The organism is Streptomyces monticola, assembly GCF_042665355.1.
Lineage (GTDB): Bacteria > Actinomycetota > Actinomycetes > Streptomycetales > Streptomycetaceae > Streptomyces > Streptomyces monticola.
Map to the genome: position 1 here is coordinate 891,227 of NZ_JBHTCF010000001.1, position 24,568 is coordinate 915,794.

Here is a 24,568-nt window from a genome sequence, read left to right on the forward strand (position 1 = left end):
CCCTCAGCTCTGGCGGGCCGCCGTGTGCCAGGCGAGCAGGCGTCGCTCCACACCGAGCAGAGCGGCGTTGCACAGATAGCCGAGCGCGCCGAGCAGGACGATCACCGACCACACCGTCAGCAGATCGGAGCGGCTCTGCGCGTCGGTCAGCTGGAAGCCGAGCCCGTTCGCCGTACCGGGAAGGAGCTCGGAGAACACCATCAGGATCAGCGAGAGCGATAGCGACAGGCGCAGGCCCGCGAAGATCTTCGGCAGCGCGGCGGGCAGCAGCAGAAGCCGTACCCGCTGCGGGCCGCTGAGCCCGTACACCCGCGCCGTCTCCAACTGCACCGGATCCACCGCCCTCGCGCCCTCCGCGGTGTTGATGAGCACCGGCCACACCGCGCTGAACACGATCGACGTGATCTGCATCTGCGTACCGAAGTCGAGGAACACCACGAAGACCGGCACGAGCGCGGGCGGCGGCACGGCGCGGGCGAACTGCAGCACCGGGTCGAGCGCGGCGTGTGCGTACGCGGAGCGGCCGAGCGCAAGGCCGAGCACGATTCCGGCGGCCGCGGCGAGCAGAAAGCCCACGCCCATCCTGGCCATGCTCGGCAGGATGTGGGCGGTCGCGTCGGCGGACAGGAAGCCGTGCGCGAGCGGCCCGTCGAACCACAGGCCGCGCATGTGGGCGGCGATCGAGGAGGGCGGCGGGAAGAAGACGCTGCCGTGCGCACGGGCCACGAGCTGCCAGCCGAGAACGGCCAGGGCGAGCACGGCCCACCGGTACACGTGTGTCATCGGTTCACCGTCCGCCGGGACTTGCGTGTCATCGGCCCACCGCCGTCCGCCGGGACTTGCGTGTCATCGGCCCACCGCCGGCCACCGGTCCCTGTGCGTCATCGGTCCACCGCCGGCCACCGGCCACCGGTCCCTGTGCGTCATCGGCCCACCGCCGTCTGCCGGGACTTGCGTGTCATCGGCCCACCGCCGTCCGCCGGGACTTGCGTGTCATCGGCCCACCACCGGCCACCGGTCCCTGTGTGTCATCGGCCCACCACCGGCCACCGGCCACCGGTCCCTGTGTGTCATCGGCCCACCACCGCCACCGCCACCGCCACCGCCCCGCCAGCCGCCCACCCGGACTCGTGCCTCATCGCTCGCCGAGGTGCAGCAGCTCGGCCGGGTCGGCCGGCTTCTTCAGGAGTCTGTCCTCGACCATCAGGTCGATCAGACGGCGCAGCCGCCGCGGATCGGACTTCTCCGGGTAGCCGGGCAGCGCGATGCCGCGGGCCTGTGCGGGGGTGATCCGGGCGTAGCCGGGCAGGACGGCGGTGACGGCGTCGCGGTCCTCGTCCGCGACGGCCTGCGCCTTGCGGATGGCGCGCTGGAAGGCGCGGGCGGTGCGCGGGTTGGCGTCGGCGAACTGCCGAGTGGTGACGTAGCCGCTGATCGGCAGCCCCTCGACGGGGCCGTCGCCGCCCTTGACGACGACGCGTGCGCCGAGCTTCTTCTTCACGTCGGACAGGAACGGCTCCACCACATGCGCGGCGTCCACCTGCTTCTGCTCAAGGGCCACCCCCATTTGCGGGAACGGTATTTGACGGTACGTCACCGGCCCGGCGCCGTCCCCTGCGAGCACCGCGTCCAAGGTGAGCGACTGGATGTTGTTGAGGATGTTCATCGCGACCGACTTGCCCTTGAGGTCGGCGGCCGACTCGACGGGGGAGTCCCGGGGCACGACGACATCCATCATGCCGGGCGCCAGGGTCGCGCCCTCGGCGAGGATCCGGACCGCGAGCGTGCCCTTCTCCTGGGCCTGCAGGAACGTCACGTAGTTCGCCCCGGCGATGACGTCGAGCTGCCCCTTGGCGAGGGCGGACAGCACCTGCACGGACTGCTGCACCGGCTTGACCCGGACGGTCAGGCCCTCCTGCTCGAAGAACTTCCGCGCCACCGCGATATGCAGGGGAGCCGCGTCGACCAGCGGGAGCGAGGCCACGGTCACCGTGGTCTTCTCCAGGCCGCCCGCCGCCTTGCCGGAGCCGCCGCCCGGGCTCTCGCCGCCACCGGAGCAGCCCGCCGCGACCAGTGCGAGCCCCAGGAGCGCCGCCGTGCCCGCTCTCCCCTTCGCTCTTGCCTGCCCTGCCTGCCCTGTCTGCCACGTGGGCCGTAACGAACCGAGTCGAGCCTGCATGTCCGGCGAGGTTAGTTGTTGGGTGAATCACAGACCAGAGGGCGTACGGCCGCCGGCCACGGAGTACCCCGGCCTGTTCGGGGTACCCCCGCAGGACATCGCCCCACTTGAGAGGAGATGTGATGGACCACGCGCAGTCGGTGCGTGCCGGGCAGCGCACCGTGCAGCTGCACCGGCCGGACAAGGTGCTGTTCCCCGACGACGGCTACACGAAGGCGGACCTCGTCGACTACTACCGGTCGGTGGCCCCGTTCATGCTGCCGCAGCTGCGCGGGCGCCCGCTGATGCTGGAGCGGCACCCGGACGGCATCAAGGGTGAGCGCTTCATGCAGAAGGACACCCCCGACCACTACCCCGACTGGATCACCCGGGTCACGGTCGACAAGAAGGAGGGCGGCACCGTCACGCACACCGTGTGCGACGACACCGCGACCCTCGTCTACCTCGCCGACCAGGCCGCCGTGACCCTGCACCGGTGGCAGTCCCGCACCGGCAGGATCGACCGGCCCGACCGCATGGTCTTCGACCTCGACCCGGCCGGCGACGACTTCGAGGACGTACGCAGGGCCGCGCACCGCGTGGGCGAGCTCCTGGACCAGCTCCGTCTGGCCTCCGCCCTGATGACCACCGGCTCGCGCGGACTGCATGTCGTCGTGCCGGTCAACGGCCATCACGACTTCGACGAGGTACGCGGCTTCGCCAAGGACGTCGCCGACACCCTGGCCGAGGCCCATCCCGAAGAGCTGACCACGGCCGCCCGCAAGAAGGACCGCGGCGACCGTCTCTACCTCGACGTCATGCGCAACGGCTACGCACAGACGGCCGTCGTGCCGTGCACCGTGCGCGCCAAGCCGGGCGCACCCGTCGCGGTGCCGATCGCCTGGGACCAGCTGGACGACCCGAAGCTGCACTCCCGCCGCTGGACCATCGCCGACGCCGCCGAGCAGGCGCGCGGCAATCCATGGCAGGGACTGCTGCGGCACGGCCGGGCACTCGGACCGGCGCGGCGCCGCCTCAATGCGCTGCGCAACAACACCAGCTCAAGCTCCTGAAGGTCACCCTGGCCAAGGTTTGGCCAGGACCGCCGGGGTCACTCGAACGGGGAGGCTGCCATGGCGAATACATCAGGAAACACCCCGAACAGATCAAGAAGTACCGCTAACAAGAAGCCGAGCGCGGCGGAACAAGCGCCGGGCCCGATGACGGTGCAGCGCGAGGCGCGCACCCAGCTCGCCGAGCTCACCGGCATGGCGGCCGAGTCCGTGACGTCCTTCGAACGCACGGAGGACGGCTGGGCCCTGGAGATCGAGGTACTCGAACTCGCCAGGGTCCCCGACACGATGAGCCTGATGGCGAGCTACCAGGTCGATCTCGACCCGCAGGGCACGCTCACGGGCTACCGGCGGGTCCGGCGCTACGAACGTGGGCGCAGCGACGCACACAGGTCCGGCGGCCGCTGACGGCCGCCGACCCCGCGCCGGTTACTACGGCACGGCTTCCGGCCGCAGCGGCCGAGCGCCCGACCCGAGCGGTCGGGCCGGAGAAGCCAGAGATGCCCGACAAGCAAGCAAGACAAGTAGAGGAGGACCGGTCGCGATGACCGTTGTCCCTGCACAGCAATCCGGTGGCGGCTCCGGCGGCACCAGTGGCCTGTACGACGTCATCGAACTCGTCCTGGACCGCGGCCTCGTCATTGACGCGTTCGTCCGTGTGTCCCTGGTCGGTATCGAGATCCTGAAGATCGACGTCAGGGTCGTCGTCGCCAGTGTCGACACCTATCTGCGCTTCGCCGAGGCCTGTAACCGCCTCGACCTGGAGGCAGGCCCGCGCAAGAACCCCGGTCTGCCCGACATGGTGGGCCAGATGACCGAGTCGGGTTCGCGCGGCAAGGCCAAGGGCGCCCTGTCCGGGGCCGCGGAGACGGTGTCGGACGCGTTCCGGCAGGCCCGTGACGAGGGCCAGGAAGAGCCCAGGTCGCGCAGTCGGCGCAGCAGCACGAGCGGCACGAGCAGCGCGCGCCGCAAGAAGGAGGAGCAGGAGTGAGCACGTACATCTACGGAATCGCGCACCGTGGCCACTCCGGTCTGCCCGAAGGGATGGGAGGCATCGGCGATCCGGCGCGCACCGTGCGGATCGTCACCGGGGGCGACCTCGCCGCGATCGTGAGCGAGGCGCCCGACGGCCTGCGGCCCAAGCGCAATGACCTGCTCGCCCACCAGAACGTGCTGTCGGAGGCCGGCAGCGGCGGGCCCGTCCTGCCGATGCGCTTCGGCAGTCTCGCGCCCGACGACAAGACCGTCGAGGCCGTACTCGAAGAGCGCGCCGAGCACTACAAGGAGCGCCTCGCCGCCCTGGAGGGCAAGGTCGAGTACAACGTCAAGGCCACCCACAACGAAGAGGCCGTCCTGCACCGCGTGATGGCCGAGAACCCCGAGATCCGCTCCCTCGCCGAGGCCAACAGGCAAGCGGGCGGCGGCAGTTACGAACAGCGGCTGCAGCTCGGTGAGATGGTCGTGGCGGCCGTGCAGGCCCGCGAGGCGGAGGACGCCACGCTGCTGCAGCGCACCCTGGAACCGGCCGCCGACGCGGTCAGCGCCGGACCCGAGTCGACGGGATGGCTGGCCAATGTGTCGTTCCTCGTACGGCGTGACACGGCCGAGCAGTTCCTGACGGCCGTGGAGACCGTACGCGCCGAGAACCCGCACCTGGACGTGCGGATCAACGGCCCGCTGCCGCCGTACAGCTTCGTCGACCCCGGCCCCGCCGAGCACGCGACATCGTCCGTGCCCGAGTGGTCGGCCTGACGGGGCGGCGGCATGGGACTCCTGGGAGAGGTGCTGCTGCTGCCGGTCGCGCCGGTGCGCGGCTCGCTCTGGGTGATCAGACAGGTGGTCAACGAGGCCGAGCGGCAGTACTACGACCCCGGCACTGTCCGCACCGAACTCGCCCGCCTCGAGCAGCGGCTCGAGGCGGGCGAGATCGATTCGGAGGAGTTCGACCGGCTTGAGGACGAGCTGCTCGACCGCCTCGAAACAGCCATGCAGCGGGCCGGCGGCCCGCCGCAATAGGACGGACGGACTGACTTGATGAATCGCACCGCACTGGGCCTCGCTGTGGGCGCGGGCTATGTGCTTGGACGTACCAAGAAGATGAAGCTCGCCTTCGCCGTCGGCACGCTGGTGGCGGGCAAGCGTATGCAGCTGAGCCCGAAGGCCCTGATGGACCTCGCGCGCCAGCAGCTGGAGAACAACCCGCAGTTCAAGGAGATCGGCGATCAGCTGCGTGAGGACTTCCGCGGCGTCGGCAAGGCGGCGTCGGGCGCGCTCCTGGAGCGCCGGCTCGAGTCCCTGTCCGACCGCCTGCACGACCGCACCCTCGACGTACGGGACAGGCTGTCGGGAGTGCCGGACGAGGAGGAGTACGACGCGGGCGACGCGGGCGACGCGGGCGACGACGAGCCTTCGCGCAGGCGGCGGGCCCCCGCCAAGAAGGCGGCGCAGAAGGCACAGGGGGCGCAGAAGAAGGCGCCCGCGAAGCCCGCGAAGAAGGCATCCGCGAAGCGGACAGCCGCCAAGACGGCCCCGGCCAAGAAGAGCACCGCGGCCAAGAGCGCCGCCGGCGGCACCGCCAAGAAGACGACCGGCCCCAAGTCGGCGGCCAAGTCCGGGTCCAGGACCGCGGCCAAGGCGGCCCGCGGTACGGCCCGGCGTGCCACCGGAAGCCGTGCGAAGGGAGGCCGTGACCATGGCTGACCGTGACGCGTCCGGCACGAACGCCCTGCGCGACGTCGCCCAGGGCCCCGCAGCGGACCGCCTCAAGGGCGAACTGCAGGACTACCTCGCCGTCCAGGCGCAGCGCATGCTCGTGGGCGCCGGACGGAAGCTGGGCGAGACCACCGTCAAGCTCAATGACATAGCCGAGGGGCGCAGCCCCGGTTTCGCCAAACTCGCCCTGGACGGCGGCCGCAAGCTGGCCGAGGGCAAGGGACCGCTGCGCAGCGCGGTGGAGGTCGGCGCCGGCCGGCTCAAGGAGCAGGTGACGGAGGCGGTCAAGGGCCTCGGCAAGAAGGGCGGCGGCCGCAAGAAGGGAGCCGGCAACAAGCCGACCGTCATCCTCGAATACGTCGACGTGGGCGTGCCGTTGCGTACCGCCTACGACCAGTGGACCCAGTACCAGGAGTTCAGCACGTTCGCGCGCGGTGTGCGCAGCGTCCAGGCCGCGGACGACACCACGTCCGACTGGCAGCTCAAGATCTTCTGGTCCGGGCGGAGCTGGAAGGCGCATACGACGGAACAGGTGCCGGACGACCGGATCGCCTGGACCTCGGAGGGCGCCAAGGGCTCGACGAAGGGCGTGGTCTCGTTCCATGAACTCACCGAGAACCTCACCCGGATCGTGCTGCTCATCGAGTACTACCCCAAGGGCCTCGTCGAGCGCACCGGCAACATCTGGCGCGCCCAGGGCCGCCGGGCCCGGCTCGACCTCAAGCACTTCGCCCGGCACATCACGCTGCGCGGCGAGGCGAGCGACGGCTGGCGCGGTGAGATCCGCGACGGGGAGGTCGTCAGCGAGCACGAGGACGAGGACGCGCGCGACGACGAAGGCGCCCGCGACGACGAGGGCGCCCGCGACGACGAGGGCGCCCGCGACGACGTACGCGAAGAGGACGAGCCCGGGGACGAGGACGAGACGGCTTACGAGGACCAGGACGAGGACGAGGAGTTCGGCCCCGAGGACGAGGAAGCCGAGGAAGCCGAGGAAGCCGAGGAAGGCGGGGAAGACGAGGTAGAAGAGGTAGACGAGGAGCGGGAGCCCGAGGGCGAGTACGAGTACGACGACGAGCCCGAGCCCGAGCCCGAGGAAGCCGAAGCCGAATCCGCGCGTGAACCCGAGTACGCGGGCCGGAGCGGCCGATGACCTCCCCGAGCCGGCTGCCAGACCCCTATGCCCGCGACGGCAGCGCCAACCTGGCCGACATCCTGGAGCGGGTCCTCGACAAGGGTGTCGTCATCGCGGGCGACATCCGTATCAACCTGCTCGACATCGAGCTGCTCACCATCAAACTGCGCCTGATCGTCGCCTCGGTGGACAAGGCAAAGGAGATGGGCATCGACTGGTGGGAGGACGACCCGGCTCTGTCGACCAAGGCGCGCCGCGACGAACTCACCCGCGAGAACGCCGAGTTGCGCTCGCGCCTGGCCGCCCTCGAGGAGGGGGGCGGCCAGGTGCGCGGGGCAGAACAGAGAGAGCCCGTGGAACGGGCGCCCACCGAGGAGGAAGCCGATGAGCGGTGAACTGCGCTACGTCTATGCCGTATGCCGCCCCTTCGAGGCCCCGCTGCAGGCCGAGCTGACCGGAGTCGGCGGAGCCCCCGCCAAGACGCTGCGCCACGGCGATCTGATCGCCGTGGTCAGCGCCGTTCCGGAGGAGGACTTCGCCGAACAGCCGCTCCGCGCCCACCTGGAGGACCTGGACTGGCTGTCGGCGACCGCCCGCGCCCACCAGTCCGTCATCGCGGCCCTGACCACCGTGACCTGTCCGCTGCCGCTCCGGCTCGCCACCGTCTTCCGTGACGACAGCGGCGTACGCACGCTCCTCGAGGACGAGGGCGACCGGTTCCGGCGCACCCTCGACCGTCTCGACGGACGGGTGGAGTGGGGCGTGAAGATCCATGCGCAGCCACAGGCGGAGGCACCGGCACCGGCCCAGGAGAGCGCCGCCGGGGCGCGGCCCGCGGCCGCGAGCGGCCGTGACTATCTGCGCCGCCGGCGCGAGCAGCAGCGCTCCCGTGAGGCCGGCAACGAGCGGGCGGACGCCTTCGCCGACCGCCTGCACGCCGAGCTGACCCGGCACGCGGAGGCGACCCGGCTGCACGCGCCGCAGAACCCGAGCCTCACGAGGGAGAGCGGGCGCAATGTGCTCAACGCCGCCTACCTGGTGCCCCGGCAGCTGTCAGAGGCGTTCGTGGAACTGGTGGACCGCACGAAGGACGAGGCGGCGGACCTGCCGGGCCTGCGGGTCGAGCTGACCGGTCCGTGGGCCGCGTACTCCTTCGCCGACCCCGAGGGGATGGAGTCATGACGGTCGTCGAACGACGTGAGGTCGCCCTCGTCGACCTGCTCGACCGGCTGCTCGCCGGGGGAGTGGTCGTCGCGGGCGACCTCACGCTGCGGATCGCGGATGTGGATCTCGTACGGATCGACCTCAACGCGCTGATCAGTTCGGTGAACGAGCAGGTTCCGTCGCCGTTCCCGGACATCGGAGGCACGCTGTGAAGAACGAAGCGGTGACGCATGACACCGCGCACCGGAACAACAACCGGAGCAACGGCAATCAGAGCAACGGCAATCAGAGCAACGACAGCCGGAGCAACGACAGCCGGAGCAACCGAAATCGTTTGGAACTCGATCCCGACACCGTGGAGCGGGATCTGATCAAACTCGTCCTCACCGTCGTGGAATTGCTGCGCCAGCTGATGGAAAGGCAGGCGCTGCGCCGTTTCGATTCGGGAGACCTGAGTGAGGAGCAGGAGGAGCGGATCGGGCTGACCTTGATGCTGCTCGAGGACCGCATGACCGAATTGCGTGAACGCTACGGTCTGCGCCCCGAGGACCTCAATATCGACCTCGGTCCGCTGGGCCCCCTGCTCCCCAGGGATTAGCGGATATCTTCAGTTGTCCACCGGCGGACCGGCGGTTCGTCTACCAGCGGTACCAGCGTGACCTGGTGCCGGTCGCCGTCGTGGAGCGCATGAGGAAGCCGAGCAGCCATACGACGAGTACGGCCACGGCGATCCACCACAGGGCCTTGACGGCGAATCCGGCCCCGAACAGAAGCAGGGCCAGAAGCAGAACGACCAGAATGGGAACCACTATTCACACCTCCTGTAGTCCGAGTTTCCCCAATGTGCCGAAAAACACGGCGTGTTGGGGAATTGGCCGGACTGCAGGAGGTGGCGTTTCGTGCCGGGCGCCTCATACCCGGCAGAGAATCTCCCCGTTGAGGACGGCGAACCAGGCGTCCTCGTGGCGCCCCCACTCCCGCCATGCCTCGGCGATTTCCGCGAGCCGTGCGGCGTCCGTGTGCCCGGTCTCGACGGCCCGCGCCGCATACGCCGACTCGGTGGTGCGGTCCGCCCACAGACCACTCCACCAGGCCCGCTCCTCGGTCGAGCTGAAGCACCAGGCGGACGCCATGGCCGTGATCTCCGATGGCGCGAAACCGGCCTTCAGTGCCCAGGACTTGAGCCGGCTGCCCGCGTCCGGCTCGCCGCCGTTGACGCGGGCCACCCGCTCGTACAGGGCGAGCCATTCGTCCAGGCCGGGGGTGCGGGGGTACCAGGACATCGCCGCGTAGTCGGCGTCCCGCACCGCGACGATGCCGCCCGGCTTCACCACCCGGCGCATCTCGCGCAGCGCCTGCACGGGGTCACCGACGTGCTGCAGCACCTGGTGGGCGTGGGCGACGCAGAAGGTGTCGTCCGGGTAGTCGAGGGCGTGTACGTCGGCGGTCGTGAACTCGACGTTCTCCAGGCCGCGTTCGGCCGCGTGGGCGCGGGCCCGCGCCAGGACGCCGGGTGCCGCGTCCACCGCGGTGACATGGCCCTGGGGGACGAGGGTGGCCAGGTCGGCGGTGATGGTGCCGGGGCCGCACCCGATGTCCAGGATCTTCATATGCGGCTTGAGCTCATCGAGGAGATACGCCGCCGAGTTGGCAGCGGTACGCCAGGTGTGTGAGCGCAGCACGGACTCGTGGTGCCCGTGTGTGTAGACGGCGGTCTCCTTCGGCATGACGCGTCTCCTCGATGGTGCTCATCCCGCGGTGTCCGTTCCCGCGGCGCTGGCTGAACCGTACGCCCATCGGCCGAATAGTGAGATCTGCATCTTGCTATGTGGACTCGGTGCTGCTGGCGCTACAGCGACAGCGGCCGGTAGACGTGCAGCGCCTCGGGCAGCTTCTCCAGCATCAACTCACTGCCCACCGGGGCCACTTCGCCGTCGTACGCCAGATCAGCGCCCGGCTCGATCCCGCTCACCCGCAGCCTGCGCACGCGTACCGCGGCGTGTACGGGGGAGCGGCTCAGCGGCCCGGCGATGGCCGCGGCGAGCAGCCGCAGACCGGGGCCGCGGCCGCCGTGTGCTATCCGGATGTCGAGGAGCCCGTCGGCCAGGTCGTAGCGCCGGCCCGGGGCCAGGCCCATCCTGTGGTAGAGGCCGTTGCCCGCGAACAGCATCCACAACGGCCGCTTGGTGCCGCCGAGTTCGGCATGCATGGGGCGCCGCTTCGCGCGCACCACCCGGGTCGCCGCCAGGACCTGCGCCGACCAGGTGCCGATCCGGTGCGCCCAGCGGTCCCGCTCGCGCACCAGGTCCGGGTAGACGCCCAGGCTGAAGGTGTTGAGGAAGACCCCGTCGGCGCCGTTGTCGGAGCTGAACCGCCCCACGTCCACGGCCACCGCGTCCCCCTCCGTCACGGCGCGGGCGAGATCGCGGGGGTCCTCCACGCCCAGGTCGTACGCGAAGTGGTTGAGGGTGCCGCCGGGCAGCACGGCCAGGGGCAGACGATGGCGCAGGGCCACGGCCGCCGCGGCGTTCACCGAGCCGTCGCCGCCGCACACGCCGAGCGCCCGCGCACGGGCGGCGGCCTTCTCCAACTCGGCCGTCAGGTCGGCGGGTTCGGCCTCCACGAACTCGGCGAGCGGCAGCGCGTCACGCAGCGGCGCCGCACTCCGCGCCGCCGAACCGGCCCGCGCGTTCACCACCACGACCAGACCCTCGCCCGCCGGCAGCGCCGGCACCTCGGCACGCGGCCGGCCGGGCGGCGGCAGCTGGGCCCGCGACGGCACGAGCCCGCGGACCGCGTACGCGGCACCCGCGCCGAGCGCCGCACCCGCGAGCACATCGCTGGGGAAGTGCACCCCCGTGTAGACCCGGGACAGCGCCACCGCCGCCGCGACCGGCGCCACGACCGCGCCCAGGGCCCGCGACTCGAAGGCCACCCCCGTCGCGAACGCCGCCGCCGACGCGGAGTGCCCCGAAGGGAACGACGTGGTGATCGGCTGCCGGTGCAGCTGCCGGATCAGCGGCACCGAGTCCAGGAGCGGCCTGGCCCGGCGCACCGAGCGCTTCCCGAAGGTGTTGACCATCGCCGATGCCACCGCGAGGGAGGCCGCCCCGCGCGCGGCCGCCCGCCGCCCGCGCGGTGTCCGGCTCGCCGCCATGGCCGCGGCGGTCGTGAACCACAGCACGCCGTGGTTGGCGCTGCGGCTCAGCTTCGGCAGGAACGGGTCGGCCCCGGGCCAGTGCCGTGCGGCCACGGACTCGAAGACCCGGCAGTCGAGGGCAACGAGGCGTTCGCGCAGCCCCTTGGGAGGGCCGGCGGGCAGAATCGTCAGGTCGCTGTGTGCGAAGTCGGAAGTCATGCGCGCCGAGTACCCCGCGCGAGCCGCCCCACGGCTGTCCGGAATGCGTTTGCCGCGGGCACAGGTCTGCGATGAGAATGCCTGACCATGGGTCATTTGGAAGCCGCGCATCTCGAGTACTACCTCCCGGACGGGCGTGCCCTGCTGGGCGATGTCTCCTTCCGGGTCGGTGAGGGCGCCGTCGTCGCCCTCGTCGGTCCCAACGGCGCGGGCAAGACGACCCTGCTCCGGCTGATCGCCGGCGAGCTGCAGCCGCACGGCGGCACCGTCACCGTGAGCGGCGGCCTCGGTGTGATGCCGCAGTTCGTCGGCTCCGTGCGCGACGAGACCACCGTGCGCGACCTGCTGGTCTCCGTGGCGCCCCCGCGCATCAGGGAGGCGGCCCGCGCGGTCGATGCCGCCGAGCACGCCATCATGACCGTCGACGACGAGGCCGCCCAGCTGCAGTACGCGCAAGCCCTCTCCGACTGGGCCGAGGCCCGCGGCTACGAGGCCGAGACGGTCTGGGACATGTGCACCGTCGCCGCCCTGGGCGTGCCCTACGACAAGGCCCAGTTCCGCGAGGTGCGCACCCTCAGCGGCGGCGAGCAGAAGCGCCTCGTCCTGGAGTACCTGCTGCGCGGCAACGACGAGGTGCTGCTCCTCGACGAGCCGGACAACTACCTCGACGTACCCGGAAAGCGCTGGCTGGAGGAGAAGCTCAAGGAGACCCGCAAGACGGTCCTCTTCGTCTCCCACGACCGTGAACTGCTCGCCCGCGCCGCCCAGAAGATCGTGAGCGTCGAGCAGAGCCCCGGGGGAGCCGACGCGTGGGTGCACGGCGGCGGCTTCGCCACGTACCACGAGGCCCGCAAGGAGCGTTTCGCGCGCTTCGAGGAGCTGCGCAGGCGCTGGGACGAGAAGCACGAGCAGCTGAAGAAGCTGGTGCGCAATCTGCGCCAGGCCGCCGACATCAGCCACGAGCTGGCCTCCCGGTACCACGCGGCGCAGACCAGGCTCCGCAAGTTCGAGGAGGCGGGACCGCCGCCCGAGCCGCCGCGCGAGCAGGACATCACGATGCGCCTGCACGGCGGCCGCACCGGAGTAAGGGCCGTCACCTGCGAGGGACTTGAGCTGACCGGCCTGATGAAACCCTTCGACCTGGAGGTCTTCTTCGGCGAGCGGGTCGCGGTCCTCGGCTCCAACGGCTCCGGGAAGTCGCACTTCCTGCGGCTGCTCGCGGGCGACGACGTCTCCCACACGGGGAACTGGAAGCTGGGCGCGCGCGTCGTGCCCGGGCACTTCGCCCAGACCCACGCCCACCCCGAGCTGTTCGGGCGCACCCTGCTCGACATCCTGTGGCGCGAGCACGCCCAGGACCGCGGCGCCGCGATGTCACGGCTTCGCCGCTACGAGCTGACGGGGCAGGCCGAGCAGAACTTCGAGCGGCTCTCCGGCGGCCAGCAGGCCCGCTTCCAGATCCTGCTCCTGGAACTGGAGGGCTGCACGGCCCTGCTCCTGGACGAGCCCACCGACAACCTCGACCTGGAGTCGGCCGAGGCCCTGCAGGAAGGTCTCGAAGCCTTCCAGGGCACGGTGCTCGCCGTCACCCACGACCGCTGGTTCGCCCGCGCCTTCGACCGCTATCTGGTCTTCGGCAGCGATGGCCGCGTACGGGAGACGGCGGAGCCGGTGTGGGACGAGCGGCGGGTGTCGCGGCAGCGATAGGCCGGGTATCCGCACCGTCGGTACGGACGCACCCCCTGAGGGGCTTGGCCGCACCCTCCTGAGGGGCCTATTCGGGCGGCGGGGGCTTGGGCGCACCCGCCGGGGGCGCGATCTTCGCGTATGCCGCCGGGGCGGACTCCCCGCTGGCTGCCGGCTCCGCCGCACCCTCCCGGGGGAAGTACACATCGCGCCCCGCCCCCGGATCCCACCCCGTCTCCACCACCCGCTTCTGCACCACGATCGCGGCAGCGAGAATCGCCGCGCCGATGAGCAGCATCAGGACGACTCCGCCGACCGTACCGGCCTTCGCGGCATTGCCGACGAGTGAGCCGAACCAGCCGAAGTCGGCGTCGCCGAAGGTGGTGTTCTCCTTGCCGAAGGCGCCGAGGACCTTCAGGAGCAGCGCGGGCAGGAACGTGATCAGTACGCCGTTGATGAACGCCCCCACGGCCGCGCCGCGCCGCCCGCCGGTGGCGTTGCCGTAGACGCCCGCGGCGCCGCCCGTGAAGAAGTGCGGCACCAGGCCGGGCAGGACGAGGGCGAGGCCGAAGGCCGGGTTGAAGACGGCGGACAGCAGGCCGAGGCTGACCAGACCGCCGATGAAGCTGCAGATGAAGCCGATCAGTACCGCGTTCTGTGCGTACGGGAAGACGATCGGCGCGTCGAGCGAGGGCACCGCGCCGGGCACGATCTTCTGCGCGATGCCCTGGAACGCGGGCACCAGCTCGCCGAGGATCGTGCGCACACCGAACAGGATCACCGCGACCGCGATACCGAACTGCAGGCCCTGCATCACGGACTGCATCAGGTAGTTGCCGATATCGGTGGCGGCCGTGCCGCCGTCCCCCGCGAAGGCCTTGAACGCCGTCTCCTTGCCGGCCTTGGCGAGATACAGGACCGCCATGATCAGGTAGATGAGCAGCATCGACAGGGCCGTCGCCACCATCGAGTCACGCAGAAAGCGCAGGCCCTCGGGGAGCTTCATGTCCTCGGTGGAGGGGCTGCGCTTGCCGACCAGCTGCCCGGCCGCGCCCGCCGCGACATAGCCCGCGGTGCCGAAGTGCCCGATCGCCACGGTGTTGTTGCCGGTCACCCGCTTCGTCCACGGGTGCGCGAAGGCCGGCATCGACACCAGCATGATGCCGAGCAGCACACCGCCGACCAGGACCACGATCACCGAAGACTGCCCGGCCGTGGCCAGGACCATCGTCAACAGCGTTGCCATGAACAGCATGTGATGACCGGTCAGGAACACATAGCGCAGCGGTGTGAAACGGGCGAGCAGCAGGCTCACCGCGAAGCCCAGGATCATCAGCCAGGCCACCCGCGCCCCGTACTCGGCCTGCGCGATGCCGACGATCGCCTCGTTCGTGGGGATCACGCCGTGCGCGCCCGTCGAGCCCTGGATCATCTCGCCCAGCGGGGCGAGGGAGTTGACCACCAGGCCCGCGCCCGCGCCGATGAGCAGAAAGCCGAGCGTGGCCTTGATGGCGCCGCCGACGACCTGGCCCGCCGACTTCTTGAGGGCGATCAGGCCCGCGGCCGTGATCAGGCCGATCAGATACGCCGGGACGCTGAGGATCTCGTTGACGAGGAACTTCGCGATCGATACGAGCCAGTCCACGCTGCATCACGCCCCGTCCGTGTCATCCATGCCGTCCACGGCATAGGTGTCCCTGAGTACGCGGTCGGCCTCGGCGGTACTCGTGAAGTCCTCGACCACCTTCACGGGCACGCCCACGTCGCCGAGCGTTCTGGCGATCTCCCGCGAGGTGAGGATCGCGACCGCCTCGGACGCCTTGCCCTTCGCGGAGATCGTGTCGGTGGCCTCCACGGTCACGTACCGGGACCAGCCCCAGCGGTCCAGGACCTGTTCCAGGGTGTTCTTGAGGAAGAGGCTGGTGCCGACGCCGTTGCCGCAGACGGTGAGGATCTTGTGCAGGCCGTGGCCGGAGCGCGGCTGCTCATCTACAGGGGCGGGCGTGTCTTCCACGGGGGCGGGCGTGGCCGCCGTACCGGACGTGCCCGCGAGCACGGCGTGCAGGGCCTCGGGTGTGGCCGCCTCGCGCAGCGCCGCCGATGTCACCGGATCCGCGAGGAGCCGGGCGAGCGCCGCCATCGCCTCGGTGTGCGCGCCCGAGTCCCGCGCGGCGAGCGCGACCACGAGGTCCACGGGGTCGTTCGTCTCGTGCCCGAACTCCACGGGCTCGGCCAGGCGCACCCAGGACATGCCGGTGTGCAGGACCGCCGGTGAGGGTCTGGCGTGGGCGAAGGCGAAGCCGGGCGCGACGACGATGTACGGCCCGTTCTCGGTGACGTTGTCGAGCATCTCCTCGGTGTACGCGTCGGTGCACGCGCCCGTCGCCACCATCAGGCCGCCCGCGGCACGGACCGCCGCCCGCCAGTCGGCGGCGCGGACATCGAGCCGTACCGCCGCCACCGGGAGCAGTTCACTCAGCTCTGCCATGGAACGGATCTTCGCACAGGACCCCGGGCGTGGCGCGCCCGTTGGGCGGTCCCGGTCCCGGCACCGGTCCTAGCGGACGACGCGCCGGCGGTGGCGGCTCACGACCACCGCAAGAGCGCCCCCAGGCCGCCATGGGGCGTGCTCCGCGAGTGGACGGCGACGGCCTCGGCGCCGGTTGCCGAGGCGGAGCGCAGCAGGGCGTCGTCCGCGCGGGCCGCCTCCGGGTTCGGGGCGCCCAGGTACCGGGAGTCCGAGCGGCGTACCGACAGCTGGTCGGGCTCATCGCCCACCCACACCGTGCGGTGGGCGTCGGGCCCGGCGGGGCGCATCAGGAGCTCGGCGATCCGGTGCTCGCGGGCCGCCTCGACCAGGGCGGGCACGCCCTCGGCCGCGGCGCCGCCGTCCTTGTCCAGGGCCGCGGTGAACGATTCGAGTTCATCGTCCGCCCATTGCCTGGCGTGCTCGGCGCGCAGCCGCTCCACCTCTTCGTCGAGGAGCCGCCCCGTACCGCCGGTGGCGCGACTGCCGCGCTGCGACTCCACGGTGCGGGCGCGCACCTGCTCGGGCAGCCGGTCGTGCACGGCCCGGCGTTCACGGGGGTCGCCGACGAGGACGACGAGACCGGCCCGGGTCTCCTCCTGGCAGGCCGCGAGCGCCGCCGCGATGTCCTGGGCGGTGTGCTCCCAGGCGTTCTCGACCTTGTTCTGGAAGTGCCGCTCGGACCAGTCGGCGGTCGCCGTGCGGTGCACCGGCCACTGCCGCCGCCCCGTCGCGCCGCCCGCCGCGTGGGTGCCGTGACCGCCGTGCAGCTCGAAGTCGGCGCCCCGGCGGTCGACGTAGGCGACCAGGCAGACCGGGGAGTCGTCGGCGAGTTCGAGCAGCGGGGCCACGTGCGGCAGGACGCCGAAGTGCACGCGCGTGCCGCTCGGCGGGGAGGTCAGGGGCGGGTCGAGGACCACGTCACCGCCCGCCGCGAACAGCGCGCGGCCGTTCGGCTCCGACGAGTGCCGCAGCTCTTCCATCGCGGCGTGCACGGCGTGGCAGGTGGGCTCGTCGGCGCCCTGCGAGGCCAGGCTGCGGTAGGCCGCGAAGGCTTCGAGGGAGCGCTCGTCGGCGGTCGACTCGCTGTGCCGCGAGGTGTCGACGTACACCGAGGCGTAGGGCCCCGGCCGGGTGAAGAGTGGGTTGAGGAAGGCGAGATCCATCAGGCTGCTCCTCCGCACGGAGACGTCGTTCGTGCCGGGTAAACGGCGCCCACCGGGTACCCGCAGGGCAAGGAACGACACGAGAGGCACACGCGAGGCAGAGGAGGCGGCCATGGCAGGCGTGGACCCGGGCAGGCTCGACGACAAGGAGCTGCTCAGGGAGCTGGAGACCATCCACCGCACGCGTCACGACACGCTCCTGCACGGCCCAGGTGACGCGCTCGACGCGCACACCGTGCGGATGGCGGCCCTGGAGAACGAATATCTGCGCCGGCATCCGATCCGCGCGGTGACGCCGGAGCGGACCCGTGAGGGCGCCCGCTCAAGGGGAGTGCCGGGCGAGGCGAGGGGATAATGAGCGGTATGTCCCATAAAGCACTGCTCGAACGGCACAGCCAGGCCCTGGACGTGTTCACCGGCCGGGTGCACCAGATCGGCGCCGGCCAGTGGGAGGCGCCCACACCGTGCACCGACTGGACCGTCCACGATCTGGTCAACCATCTCGCCGCGGAACAGCTGTGGGTGCCGCCCCTGGTCCGGGACGGCGCCACCATGGAGTCCGTCGGCGAGCGCTTCGACGGCGATGTGCTCGGCCCCGACCCGGCCGGGACCTGGGACACGGCGGCGGCCGCCTCGCGTGCCGCGTTCGCCGAGCCGGGCGCGCTCGACCGTACGGTGCAGCTGTCGTACGGCGACACTCCGGCAGCCCACTACTGCGCCCAGATGGTCACCGATCTGGTGGTGCACACCTGGGACCTGTCACGCGCGACCGGCGCGGACGAGCGGCTCCCCACGGACCTGGTGGATTTCGCGGTACGTGAAGTGTCGCCGTACGCCGCGGAGTTGGCCAAGAGCGGACTCTTCGCCGCGCCCGTGGAGCCGCCGCCGGACGCCGACGTACAGACGAAGCTGCTCTGTCTGCTGGGACGACGGCCTTAGCGCTCCGGCTCCGCGGCGGAGCCGCATACCGGCACAGCCCCGCGCCCCTTAGGGGCGCGGGGAACTGCACCGGGCTCCCCCTCCGTAGAAGTGTCAGCAGCGCAGCGGCGGCCGGTCCCAGTGGCGGTGCGCCACGAGCGCCTCGGTGAACGCGCGCGTGAACTCCTCGCTCGCCGCGCCCGGGGTCATGTCCGTCACCACGCCGTGATCGCTCACCGTCCGGCCGTGCTCGGAGTCGATCCGCAGGCCGCGCGGCTCCATGGCCGCGAGCACCCCGACACCGGAGCCGAGGGCGCCGACCGGTTTGCCGTGCCGGTAGGCGTCGCGGACGAAGCGCATCGCGTCGGGGTCGTCGGCGAGCGCCGGTGTGCCGGTGGGCCCGCCGGGCAGCAGCACCGCGTCGTACAGCACCGACGCCACCGTGGGCAGCGCCCGGTCGACGGTGTACTTCTCGCCGTCGGCGCCCAGGACCGTTCCGTCGGTGGGCGCGAGGGCCTCCACCACGGCGCCCTGCGCGGCGAGCGCCTCCCGCACGGAGGTGACCTGCGCCGCGTCCACGCCGTCCGTGACGAGGACGGCGATCTGCCGCGTACGGATCGAGCCGTCACCGGGAAGGCTGTCCAGGCTGAGCGCGGGTGACGCCGGTTTGTACGCGCCCGCGCCCGCCTCGGGCGGCTCCTGCGCGCCGACACCGCGCGCCACCTGAACCGCCAACTCGTGGTCCACGTGGTTGAGTTCATCGACCGTGCGCTGGCGCACCGCGAGTGCCGTCACCTTGCCGAGCTCGAAGCGGAACGCCGCCACGATGTGCTGCCGCTCCCACGGCGCCATGCTGTGCCAGAACAGCGCGGCCTGGCTGTAGTGGTCCTGGAAGCTGTCGCTGCGGCGCCGGATCTTCGCGCCGTCCACCCGCTCCGTGTAGTGCGAGAAGGCACTCCCGTCGGCACCCGCGAGCGCCGGGCAGCCGCCGCCCAGAGAGTTGGGGGAGTAGCTGGTGCCGGAGTGGATCCCGCCCTGGTGGTAACCGTCGCGCTGGTTGGTGCGGACCGGGGCCACCGGCCTGTTCACCGGCAGCTGCGCGAAGTTGGGCCCGCCCAGACGGATCAACTGGGTGTCCAGATACGAGAAGTTGCGGGCCTGCAGCAGCGGATCGTTGGTGAAGTCGATGCCGGGCACCACATTCGCCGTATGGAACGCGACCTGCTCGGTCTCGGCGAAGAAGTTCTCCGGGTTGCGGTCGAGCACCATCCGGCCGATGGGCCGCACCGGCACCTGCTCCTCCGGTATGACCTTCGTGGGGTCGAGCAGATCGAAGTCGAAGGCGAACTCGTCCTGCTCAGGGACCAATTGGACACCGAGCTCCCACTCGGGGAACTCGCCCGCCTCGATCGCGTCCCACAGGTCACGGCGGTTGAAGTCCGGGTCGCGGCCCTGGCACTCCTGCGCCTCGTCCCACACCAGGGAGTGCGCCCCGAGCTTCGGCTTCCAGTGGAACTTCACGAAGGTGCCGCGCCCGTCGGCCGCCACGAAACGGAAGGTGTGCACGCCGAAGCCCTGCATCATGCGGTAGCTGCGCGGAATCGCACGGGCCGACATCAGCCACATGATCGCGTGCAGCGTCTCCGGCTGCAGTGAGACGAAGTCCCACAGCGAGTCGTGCGCCGAAGCGCCGGTGGGGATCTCGTTGTGCGGCTCCGGCTTCACGGCGTGCACGAAGTCCGGGAACTTGATGCCGTCCTGGATGAAGAAGACCGGGAAGTTATTGCCCACCAGGTCGTAATTGCCCTCGGACGTATAGAACTTGGTGGCGAAGCCGCGCACGTCCCGCACCGTGTCCGCGGAGCCGCGCGGGCCCTGCACGGTGGAGAACCGTACGAACACCGGGGTGCGCACCGAGGGATCCTGGAGGAAGCCCGCGCGGGTGAACTCGGCGCAGGACTCGTACGGTTCGAAGTAGCCGTAGGCGCCCGCGCCACGCGCGTGCACCACCCGCTCCGGGATCCGCTCGTGGTCGAAACGCGTCAGCTTCTCGCGGAAGTGGAAGTCCTCGAGGAGCGTCGGACCGCGCTCACCGGCGGCGAGCGAGTCGTCGGTGTGGTCGACGGTCACGCCCTGGTCGGTCGTGAGGGGCCCGCTCGCCGGGTCCTGTGCCCGGTAGCGGTCGCGCTGGCGCTGCTTGGCGTCGCCGATTCCCGCGCTGTCCGTCACTTCGACTCCTCGGCGGCCTTCGCGGCCTTCGCGGCCTTCGCTGCCTTGGTGAACTCGGTGAGGAAGGCCTCGCAGAAGGCCTTGAGGTCATCCGGTTTCCGGCTGGTGATCAGGGTGTTGGGCCCGCCGTCGCAGACCTTCACCTGCTCGTCCACCCAGTCGCCACCCGCGTTGCGGATGTCGGTGCGCAGACTCGGCCACGACGTGAGGGTGCGTCCGTGCAGCACATCGGCCTCGACGAGGGTCCACGGGGCGTGGCAGATCGCCGCGACCGGCTTGCGGCTCTCGAAGAACTCCTTCACGAACGCCACCGCCCGCTCGTCCATGCGCAGGGCGTCCGGATTGGCGACGCCGCCGGGCAGCACGAGCCCGTCGAAACGCTCGGCGCCGGTCTCTCCCACGACCTGCTGCACGGGAAACGTGTCGCCCTTGTCGAGGTGGTGGAACGCCTGCACGGGACCGGGCGCCGTGGACACGAGCACCGGCTCACCGCCGGCGTCCGTCACCGCCTGCCACGGGTCGGTCAGTTCGATCTGCTCCACGCCCTCGGGCGCCACAAGAAGTGCGATACGCATGAGTTGCCTCTGCTCTGCTGTGAGTTGACGAAGGGGCGGAGCCCTGCTCGGACCGTGTCGTGCGGGTCCGTTCAGGCCGTGGTCGTGCCGGGCCAGCTGTCCGGCCGCGCCCTGCTGATGTCCGCGAGCGCGGACCGCGGGTCCTGTGACACCGCCAGATCACCGATGCTGACCATGCCCACAGGGCGGCCGCCCTCGACGACCGGAAGGCGCCGCACCGCGTGCTCCCGCATCAACGACACCGCGGCCTCCACGGCGTCCTCGGGGCTGACGACCACCGGGTTGGGTGTGCACACGGCCTGGGCGCTGACGGTCAGCGGATCAGCGCCGTCGGCGACGGCCCGCATGGTGATGTCGCGATCGGTCAGGACCCCCAGGACCTGGCCGTCGGTGGCCACGATCACGTCCCCGATGTCCTGGGCGCGCATGAGCTGCGCCGCTTCGACGAGGGAGGCGTCGGGGCGTACCGCGACGACTCCCGGGGTCATGACTTCCCTCACGATCTCGGCCATGGCTCTCGGGCCCCTTCTGGTTCCGCTGCTGTGCGACGGCTGCTCCTGCTCGTGCTCCGCCCACGGCTCCTGCTACGTCGTTGACCTCGCCCGCAGTACCCCTCTGGGCGCCTCCTATGCCTCCTGTTCCGCCTCCTGATCGGCGGCCGTGACCGCCCTGGCCAGCTCCTCGGCGGTGGGGTAGACCGTGTCACCGGTCAACGACCGCACCCGGTCCACGAGTTGGTCCGGCGCGTGCTTCTCGCGCAGGGTCCAGGCCGCCTGGGCCGCCGTCGCCGGGAAGCCGCCGCGGCCGAGCAGCCGCGCCAGCTCGTAAGCCGTCGTCGCCACCGGCCCGAGCGGACGCCCGGGCGGCTCCGCCGCCGAGACCGGCCGCGGATCGTCGTCGGCCGCCGGCTCCGGGTCGTTCCACTCCTCGGTCCGCGTGGGGTGCCCCGACCTGAGCAGACCCTGGAGTTCATGCTTCATCTCGTCGTCCCTGTGGACGTTGAGCCGGTCGCTACCGCGCTGCATTCCTCGCTCCTCTCGCTCCGGAGTGCGCTACGCGTACCCGGGCGGCGGTCGATGACACGGCCCCACGGGAGTGTTTGCGGTGGGGACGACGAGGCACCCGGTGCGCGGCCGAGCGGCCATGGGGAGATGAGAAGGCTTCGGGCACGGTGACAGGGACCGTGCCCGAAGCGTTTTTCGTGATCCTCTTTTCGTGATCCTTCGGCGAGCTCCTTCGGCGAGCCCCTTTGTGCAGATTGCACATCCCTTGTTTGCAGCGTCATGTCCGGGAGACCCGAATATCCATATTTTCTGTGGGAGGAAGTGGAAGGAAGGGGTCATGGCGGTACTCGCTGTGTTCATACCCGTGGTGATGCTGGGCGTGCTGCTCGCTCTCGGCAGGTACGAGGAACTGCTGCTGCCCGTGCCGAAGGAAACGGAAGAACCCCGCACGGCCGGCCCGGCGCCGGCCGGCTGACGACGCCGACGCCGACGCCGACGCCGACGCCGACGACGCCGACGACAGGGCGATGATGCTCGTGAAACTCCTCTACAAGCCGTTCGCACTGCTTCTCGGAGCGCTGAGCGGCGCCATCGCCGGCGCGCTGTTCAAGAAGCTGTGGGCGCTGGCCGGAGGGGAGCGGGAAGCTCCCCGGCCGACCGACCGCGACCGTTCCTGGCGCGAAGTGATCCCCGCTGCCGCGCTGGAAGGCGCGACCTTCGCCGCGGTCAAGGCCGCGGTGGAGCGCGGCGGAGCGGAGGGATTCCACCGGGTCACGGGAAAGTGGCCCGCCTGAGAATCAAAAACGTGTGGACGACGGTGCCCGTCCGGCTATTCCGGACGGGCACTTCGCGTCGGCTGCAGCCAGCCTTCAGCCTCAGTCTTTCTCGCCCTTATCCGCCTTTCCCGGCAGGAACTCCTGCATCTTCGCCTTCAGCCCTTGCTTCACCACCGACGAGCGGTCCTCGTCCCCCTTCAGGATCGACGCCGCCGTCGACTCCATCTGCTCCCACGTCGCATGCGGCGGAATCGGCGGCACCGCCGGGTCGGTGAGGAACTCGAGCACCGCCGGGCCCTCGGCCCGCAGCGCCTCGCGCCAGGCGGACTCCACGTCGTCGGGCTTCTCGACCCGGATGCCGGTCAGGCCGATGGAGCGGGCGAACGCGGCGTAGGGCACGTCGGGGAGTGACTGCGAGGGCACGAACGACGGGGCGCCCTGCATCGCCCGCATCTCCCAAGTCACCTGATTCAGATCCTGGTTGTTCCACACCGCGACGATCAGCCGCGGATCGTCCCAGCGGTGCCGGTACTTGGCGGCGGTGATCAGCTCCGCGAGGCCGTTCATCTGCATCGCGCCGTCCCCGGCGAGCGCGATCACCGGCCGGTTGGGATGCGCGAACTTCGCCCCGATCGCATAGGGCACCGCGCACCCCATCGAGGCGAGCGTCCCCGAGAGCGAGGCGCGCATCTCGCCGCGCATCGTCAGGTGCCGCGCATACCAGTTGGCGACCGAGCCCGAGTCGGCGGTGATGATCGCGTTGTCCGGGAGCAGCGGGTCCAGGGCCCTGGCGACGTACTCCGGGTTGATCGGGTCGGCGCTCAGGTGCGCCCTGCGGTCCATCACCTCGCGCCAGCGCGTGACGCCCGCGCACACCTCGTCGTACCACTCGCGTCCGCGCCCCGACTCGATCAGCGGGATCAGCCGGTTGAGCGTGGCCTTGGCGTCGCCGACCAGGTTGACCTCGTACGGATAGCGCATCCCCACCATGTGCGGGTCGATATCGATCTGCACCGCGCGCGCCTTGCCGAACTCCGGCAGGAACTGGGAGTACGGGAACGACGAACCGATGGTGAGCAGGGTGTCGCAGTCCCGCATCAGCTCGTACGAGGGCCGGGTGCCGAGCAGGCCGATCGAGCCGGTGACGTAAGGGAGTTCATCGCTGAGCACATCCATGCCGAGCAGCGCCTTGGCCACCCCGGCGCCGAGCAGCTCGGCGATCTGCTCGACCTCGGCGCGCGCGCCTGCCGCCCCCTGGCCGACCAGGATCGCCGTCTTGTCACCGGAGTTGAGGATCTCGGCGGCGCGCTCCAGGGACGTCGGCGACGGGACCGCCGTCCAGCCGCTGCGGTCCAGGCTGGAGGGGACCATCTTGAACTCGTGCGAGGGCGGCGTGTAGTCGAGCTCCTGGACGTCACCGGGGACGATCACGGCGGTCGGCGCCCGGCGCGCGTAAGCGGTGCGGATGGCCCGGTCCAGGACGTTCGGCAGCTGCTCGGGCACGGTCACGGTCTCCACGAAGTCGGACGCCACGTCCTTGAACAGCGTGTGAAGGTCGACTTCCTGCTGGTACGAGCCGCCCATCGCGCTGCGGTGCGTCTGCCCGACGATCGCGAGCACCGGCACATGGTCGAGTTTGGCGTCGTACAGGCCATTGAGGAGATGGACGGCCCCCGGTCCCGAAGTCGCCGCGCAGACGCCGAGGCGCCCACTGAATTTGGCGTATCCCACCGCCTGGAACGCGGACATCTCCTCGTGCCGGGCCTGCACGAAACGCGGCACGTCCTCGGCGCGGCCCCAGGCGGCGAGCAGTCCGTTGATGCCGTCCCCCGGGTAGCCGAATACCTGGTCGACACCCCATTCACGCAGCCTCTCCAGGATGCGGTCGGCGACCTTGACGCTCATGACGGGACCTCCACGGAAGCTCGACGGATCTCGGCGCATCGGGTGACCCGCGCGACGGCCCGGAAACCTGGGGCGGTGTTTGACGGCGGGCACAAAGGGCAGGCGGACGATGTGCTTCGGACCGGAGGCACGTCCGTGGGAGCTTCTCGCACCCCGGGTGTGCCCACCCGTGTCCTGGTGCG

29 protein-coding genes are annotated in these 24,568 nt (G+C 70.8%); 16 read left to right on the forward strand and 13 right to left on the reverse strand.

The annotated features are described in order from the left end of the window. Positions 1-3: 3 nt before the first annotated feature. Positions 4-783: an ABC transporter permease gene (locus ACFQVC_RS03650; RefSeq protein WP_381826300.1), complete on the reverse strand. Its 780-nt coding sequence runs from the start codon at positions 781-783 to the stop codon at positions 4-6. 352 nt (positions 784-1,135) lie between these two features. Continuing rightward, the gene (locus tag ACFQVC_RS03655; RefSeq protein WP_381826302.1) at positions 1,136-2,179 is read right to left on the reverse strand and encodes an ABC transporter substrate-binding protein; all 1,044 of its coding nucleotides are present in this window, start codon (positions 2,177-2,179) and stop codon (positions 1,136-1,138) included. 122 nt (positions 2,180-2,301) lie between these two features. Here ACFQVC_RS03655 and ligD point away from each other — a divergent pair, with 122 nt between their 5' ends. The 11 genes from ligD to ACFQVC_RS03710 all read left to right on the forward strand — a co-directional run bounded on the left by ligD (position 2,302) and on the right by ACFQVC_RS03710 (position 8,840). Beyond that, positions 2,302-3,231 (forward strand): non-homologous end-joining DNA ligase, encoded by a 930-nt coding sequence (gene ligD / locus ACFQVC_RS03660; protein ID WP_381826304.1) that lies wholly within the window; start codon positions 2,302-2,304, stop codon positions 3,229-3,231. A gap of 60 nt (positions 3,232-3,291) precedes the next feature. Beyond that, positions 3,292-3,639, forward strand: coding sequence for a gas vesicle protein GvpO (locus ACFQVC_RS03665; RefSeq protein WP_381826306.1), 348 nt, complete (start codon positions 3,292-3,294; stop codon positions 3,637-3,639). 136 nt (positions 3,640-3,775) lie between these two features. After that, complete coding sequence (locus ACFQVC_RS03670) at positions 3,776-4,222, forward strand: gas vesicle structural protein GvpA (protein ID WP_381826308.1); 447 nt, start codon at positions 3,776-3,778, stop codon at positions 4,220-4,222. Next, positions 4,219-4,983, forward strand: a complete 765-nt coding sequence (locus tag ACFQVC_RS03675; protein ID WP_381826310.1) for a GvpL/GvpF family gas vesicle protein — start codon at positions 4,219-4,221, stop codon at positions 4,981-4,983. The genes ACFQVC_RS03670 and ACFQVC_RS03675 overlap by 4 nt, the downstream gene beginning before the upstream one ends. Positions 4,984-4,995: 12 nt before the next feature. After that, positions 4,996-5,247 carry a gas vesicle protein GvpG gene (locus ACFQVC_RS03680; protein WP_381826312.1) on the forward strand — a complete coding sequence of 84 codons (252 nt, stop codon included), beginning with the start codon at positions 4,996-4,998 and terminating at the stop codon, positions 5,245-5,247. A gap of 18 nt (positions 5,248-5,265) precedes the next feature. Further along, complete coding sequence (locus tag ACFQVC_RS03685; RefSeq protein ID WP_381826314.1) at positions 5,266-5,931, forward strand: DNA primase; 666 nt, start codon at positions 5,266-5,268, stop codon at positions 5,929-5,931. Then, entirely contained in the window at positions 5,924-7,096 is a 1,173-nt protein-coding gene (locus ACFQVC_RS03690) for an SRPBCC family protein (RefSeq protein WP_381826316.1), read from the forward strand. The genes ACFQVC_RS03685 and ACFQVC_RS03690 overlap by 8 nt, the downstream gene beginning before the upstream one ends. Then, positions 7,093-7,473, forward strand: coding sequence for a gas vesicle protein (locus ACFQVC_RS03695; protein WP_381826318.1), 381 nt, complete (start codon positions 7,093-7,095; stop codon positions 7,471-7,473). The genes ACFQVC_RS03690 and ACFQVC_RS03695 overlap by 4 nt, the downstream gene beginning before the upstream one ends. After that, positions 7,463-8,260, forward strand: coding sequence for a GvpL/GvpF family gas vesicle protein (locus ACFQVC_RS03700; RefSeq protein WP_381826320.1), 798 nt, complete (start codon positions 7,463-7,465; stop codon positions 8,258-8,260). Before ACFQVC_RS03695 ends, ACFQVC_RS03700 begins: the two co-directional genes overlap by 11 nt. After that, positions 8,257-8,454: a gas vesicle protein gene (locus ACFQVC_RS03705; protein ID WP_381826322.1), complete on the forward strand. Its 198-nt coding sequence runs from the start codon at positions 8,257-8,259 to the stop codon at positions 8,452-8,454. Before ACFQVC_RS03700 ends, ACFQVC_RS03705 begins: the two co-directional genes overlap by 4 nt. Positions 8,455-8,576: 122 nt before the next feature. Next, a complete protein-coding gene (locus ACFQVC_RS03710; RefSeq protein WP_381827090.1) occupies positions 8,577-8,840 on the forward strand; it encodes a gas vesicle protein K in 264 nt (87 codons plus the stop codon). A gap of 40 nt (positions 8,841-8,880) precedes the next feature. On the opposite strand, the gene ACFQVC_RS03715 is transcribed toward ACFQVC_RS03710, so the two are convergent. The 3 genes from ACFQVC_RS03715 to ACFQVC_RS03725 form a co-directional block, all read right to left on the reverse strand. Further along, entirely contained in the window at positions 8,881-9,051 is a 171-nt protein-coding gene (locus tag ACFQVC_RS03715) for a hydrophobic protein (RefSeq protein WP_381826324.1), read from the reverse strand. A gap of 102 nt (positions 9,052-9,153) precedes the next feature. Further along, positions 9,154-9,969 (reverse strand): class I SAM-dependent methyltransferase, encoded by an 816-nt coding sequence (locus ACFQVC_RS03720; protein ID WP_381826326.1) that lies wholly within the window; start codon positions 9,967-9,969, stop codon positions 9,154-9,156. Positions 9,970-10,091: 122 nt separating this feature from the next. Beyond that, a complete protein-coding gene (locus ACFQVC_RS03725; protein WP_381826328.1) occupies positions 10,092-11,600 on the reverse strand; it encodes a bifunctional phosphatase PAP2/diacylglycerol kinase family protein in 1,509 nt (502 codons plus the stop codon). Positions 11,601-11,687: 87 nt separating this feature from the next. Here ACFQVC_RS03725 and ACFQVC_RS03730 point away from each other — a divergent pair, with 87 nt between their 5' ends. Then, positions 11,688-13,307, forward strand: coding sequence for an ABC-F family ATP-binding cassette domain-containing protein (locus ACFQVC_RS03730; protein ID WP_381826330.1), 1,620 nt, complete (start codon positions 11,688-11,690; stop codon positions 13,305-13,307). A 67-nt stretch (positions 13,308-13,374) separates the two neighbouring features. Here ACFQVC_RS03730 and ACFQVC_RS03735 read toward each other — a convergent pair whose 3' ends face one another. From ACFQVC_RS03735 to ACFQVC_RS03745, 3 genes are all read right to left on the reverse strand, one after another. Beyond that, positions 13,375-14,931 (reverse strand): PTS ascorbate transporter subunit IIC, encoded by a 1,557-nt coding sequence (locus ACFQVC_RS03735; protein ID WP_381826332.1) that lies wholly within the window; start codon positions 14,929-14,931, stop codon positions 13,375-13,377. Between the two features lie 6 nt (positions 14,932-14,937). Next, positions 14,938-15,774, reverse strand: coding sequence for a PTS sugar transporter subunit IIAB (locus ACFQVC_RS03740; RefSeq protein WP_381826334.1), 837 nt, complete (start codon positions 15,772-15,774; stop codon positions 14,938-14,940). Positions 15,775-15,872: 98 nt separating this feature from the next. Further along, a complete protein-coding gene (locus ACFQVC_RS03745) occupies positions 15,873-16,979 on the reverse strand; it encodes a baeRF2 domain-containing protein (RefSeq protein WP_381826336.1) in 1,107 nt (368 codons plus the stop codon). A 112-nt stretch (positions 16,980-17,091) separates the two neighbouring features. On the opposite strand from ACFQVC_RS03745, the gene ACFQVC_RS03750 reads away from it, so the two are divergent. Both ACFQVC_RS03750 and ACFQVC_RS03755 read left to right on the forward strand, forming a co-directional pair. Then, on the forward strand, positions 17,092-17,334 hold the full coding sequence (locus ACFQVC_RS03750; protein ID WP_381826338.1) for a DUF6158 family protein: 243 nt from the start codon (positions 17,092-17,094) through the stop codon (positions 17,332-17,334). Positions 17,335-17,342: 8 nt separating this feature from the next. Then, the gene (locus tag ACFQVC_RS03755) at positions 17,343-17,918 is read left to right on the forward strand and encodes a TIGR03086 family metal-binding protein (protein ID WP_381826340.1); all 576 of its coding nucleotides are present in this window, start codon (positions 17,343-17,345) and stop codon (positions 17,916-17,918) included. A gap of 93 nt (positions 17,919-18,011) precedes the next feature. Here ACFQVC_RS03755 and ACFQVC_RS03760 read toward each other — a convergent pair whose 3' ends face one another. The 4 genes from ACFQVC_RS03760 to ACFQVC_RS03775 form a co-directional block, all read right to left on the reverse strand. Next, positions 18,012-20,126 (reverse strand): catalase, encoded by a 2,115-nt coding sequence (locus tag ACFQVC_RS03760; RefSeq protein WP_381826342.1) that lies wholly within the window; start codon positions 20,124-20,126, stop codon positions 18,012-18,014. Then, positions 20,123-20,701: a type 1 glutamine amidotransferase domain-containing protein gene (locus ACFQVC_RS03765; protein ID WP_381826344.1), complete on the reverse strand. Its 579-nt coding sequence runs from the start codon at positions 20,699-20,701 to the stop codon at positions 20,123-20,125. The genes ACFQVC_RS03760 and ACFQVC_RS03765 overlap by 4 nt, the downstream gene beginning before the upstream one ends. Positions 20,702-20,772: 71 nt before the next feature. Further along, the gene (locus ACFQVC_RS03770) at positions 20,773-21,213 is read right to left on the reverse strand and encodes a CBS domain-containing protein (protein ID WP_381826346.1); all 441 of its coding nucleotides are present in this window, start codon (positions 21,211-21,213) and stop codon (positions 20,773-20,775) included. Positions 21,214-21,327: 114 nt separating this feature from the next. Beyond that, on the reverse strand, positions 21,328-21,726 hold the full coding sequence (locus ACFQVC_RS03775; RefSeq protein ID WP_381826348.1) for a DUF2795 domain-containing protein: 399 nt from the start codon (positions 21,724-21,726) through the stop codon (positions 21,328-21,330). 316 nt (positions 21,727-22,042) lie between these two features. Between ACFQVC_RS03775 and ACFQVC_RS03780 the strand changes: the two genes are divergently transcribed. Together ACFQVC_RS03780 and ACFQVC_RS03785 are read left to right on the forward strand one after the other, a co-directional pair. Further along, entirely contained in the window at positions 22,043-22,180 is a 138-nt protein-coding gene (locus ACFQVC_RS03780; protein WP_381826350.1) for a hypothetical protein, read from the forward strand. A 52-nt stretch (positions 22,181-22,232) separates the two neighbouring features. Beyond that, entirely contained in the window at positions 22,233-22,499 is a 267-nt protein-coding gene (locus ACFQVC_RS03785; RefSeq protein ID WP_381826352.1) for a DUF4235 domain-containing protein, read from the forward strand. Between the two features lie 81 nt (positions 22,500-22,580). Here the strand turns inward: ACFQVC_RS03785 and ACFQVC_RS03790 are convergent, their stop codons facing one another. Then, on the reverse strand, positions 22,581-24,386 hold the full coding sequence (locus ACFQVC_RS03790; RefSeq protein WP_381826354.1) for a thiamine pyrophosphate-requiring protein: 1,806 nt from the start codon (positions 24,384-24,386) through the stop codon (positions 22,581-22,583). Between the last annotated feature and the right edge of the window lie 182 nt (positions 24,387-24,568).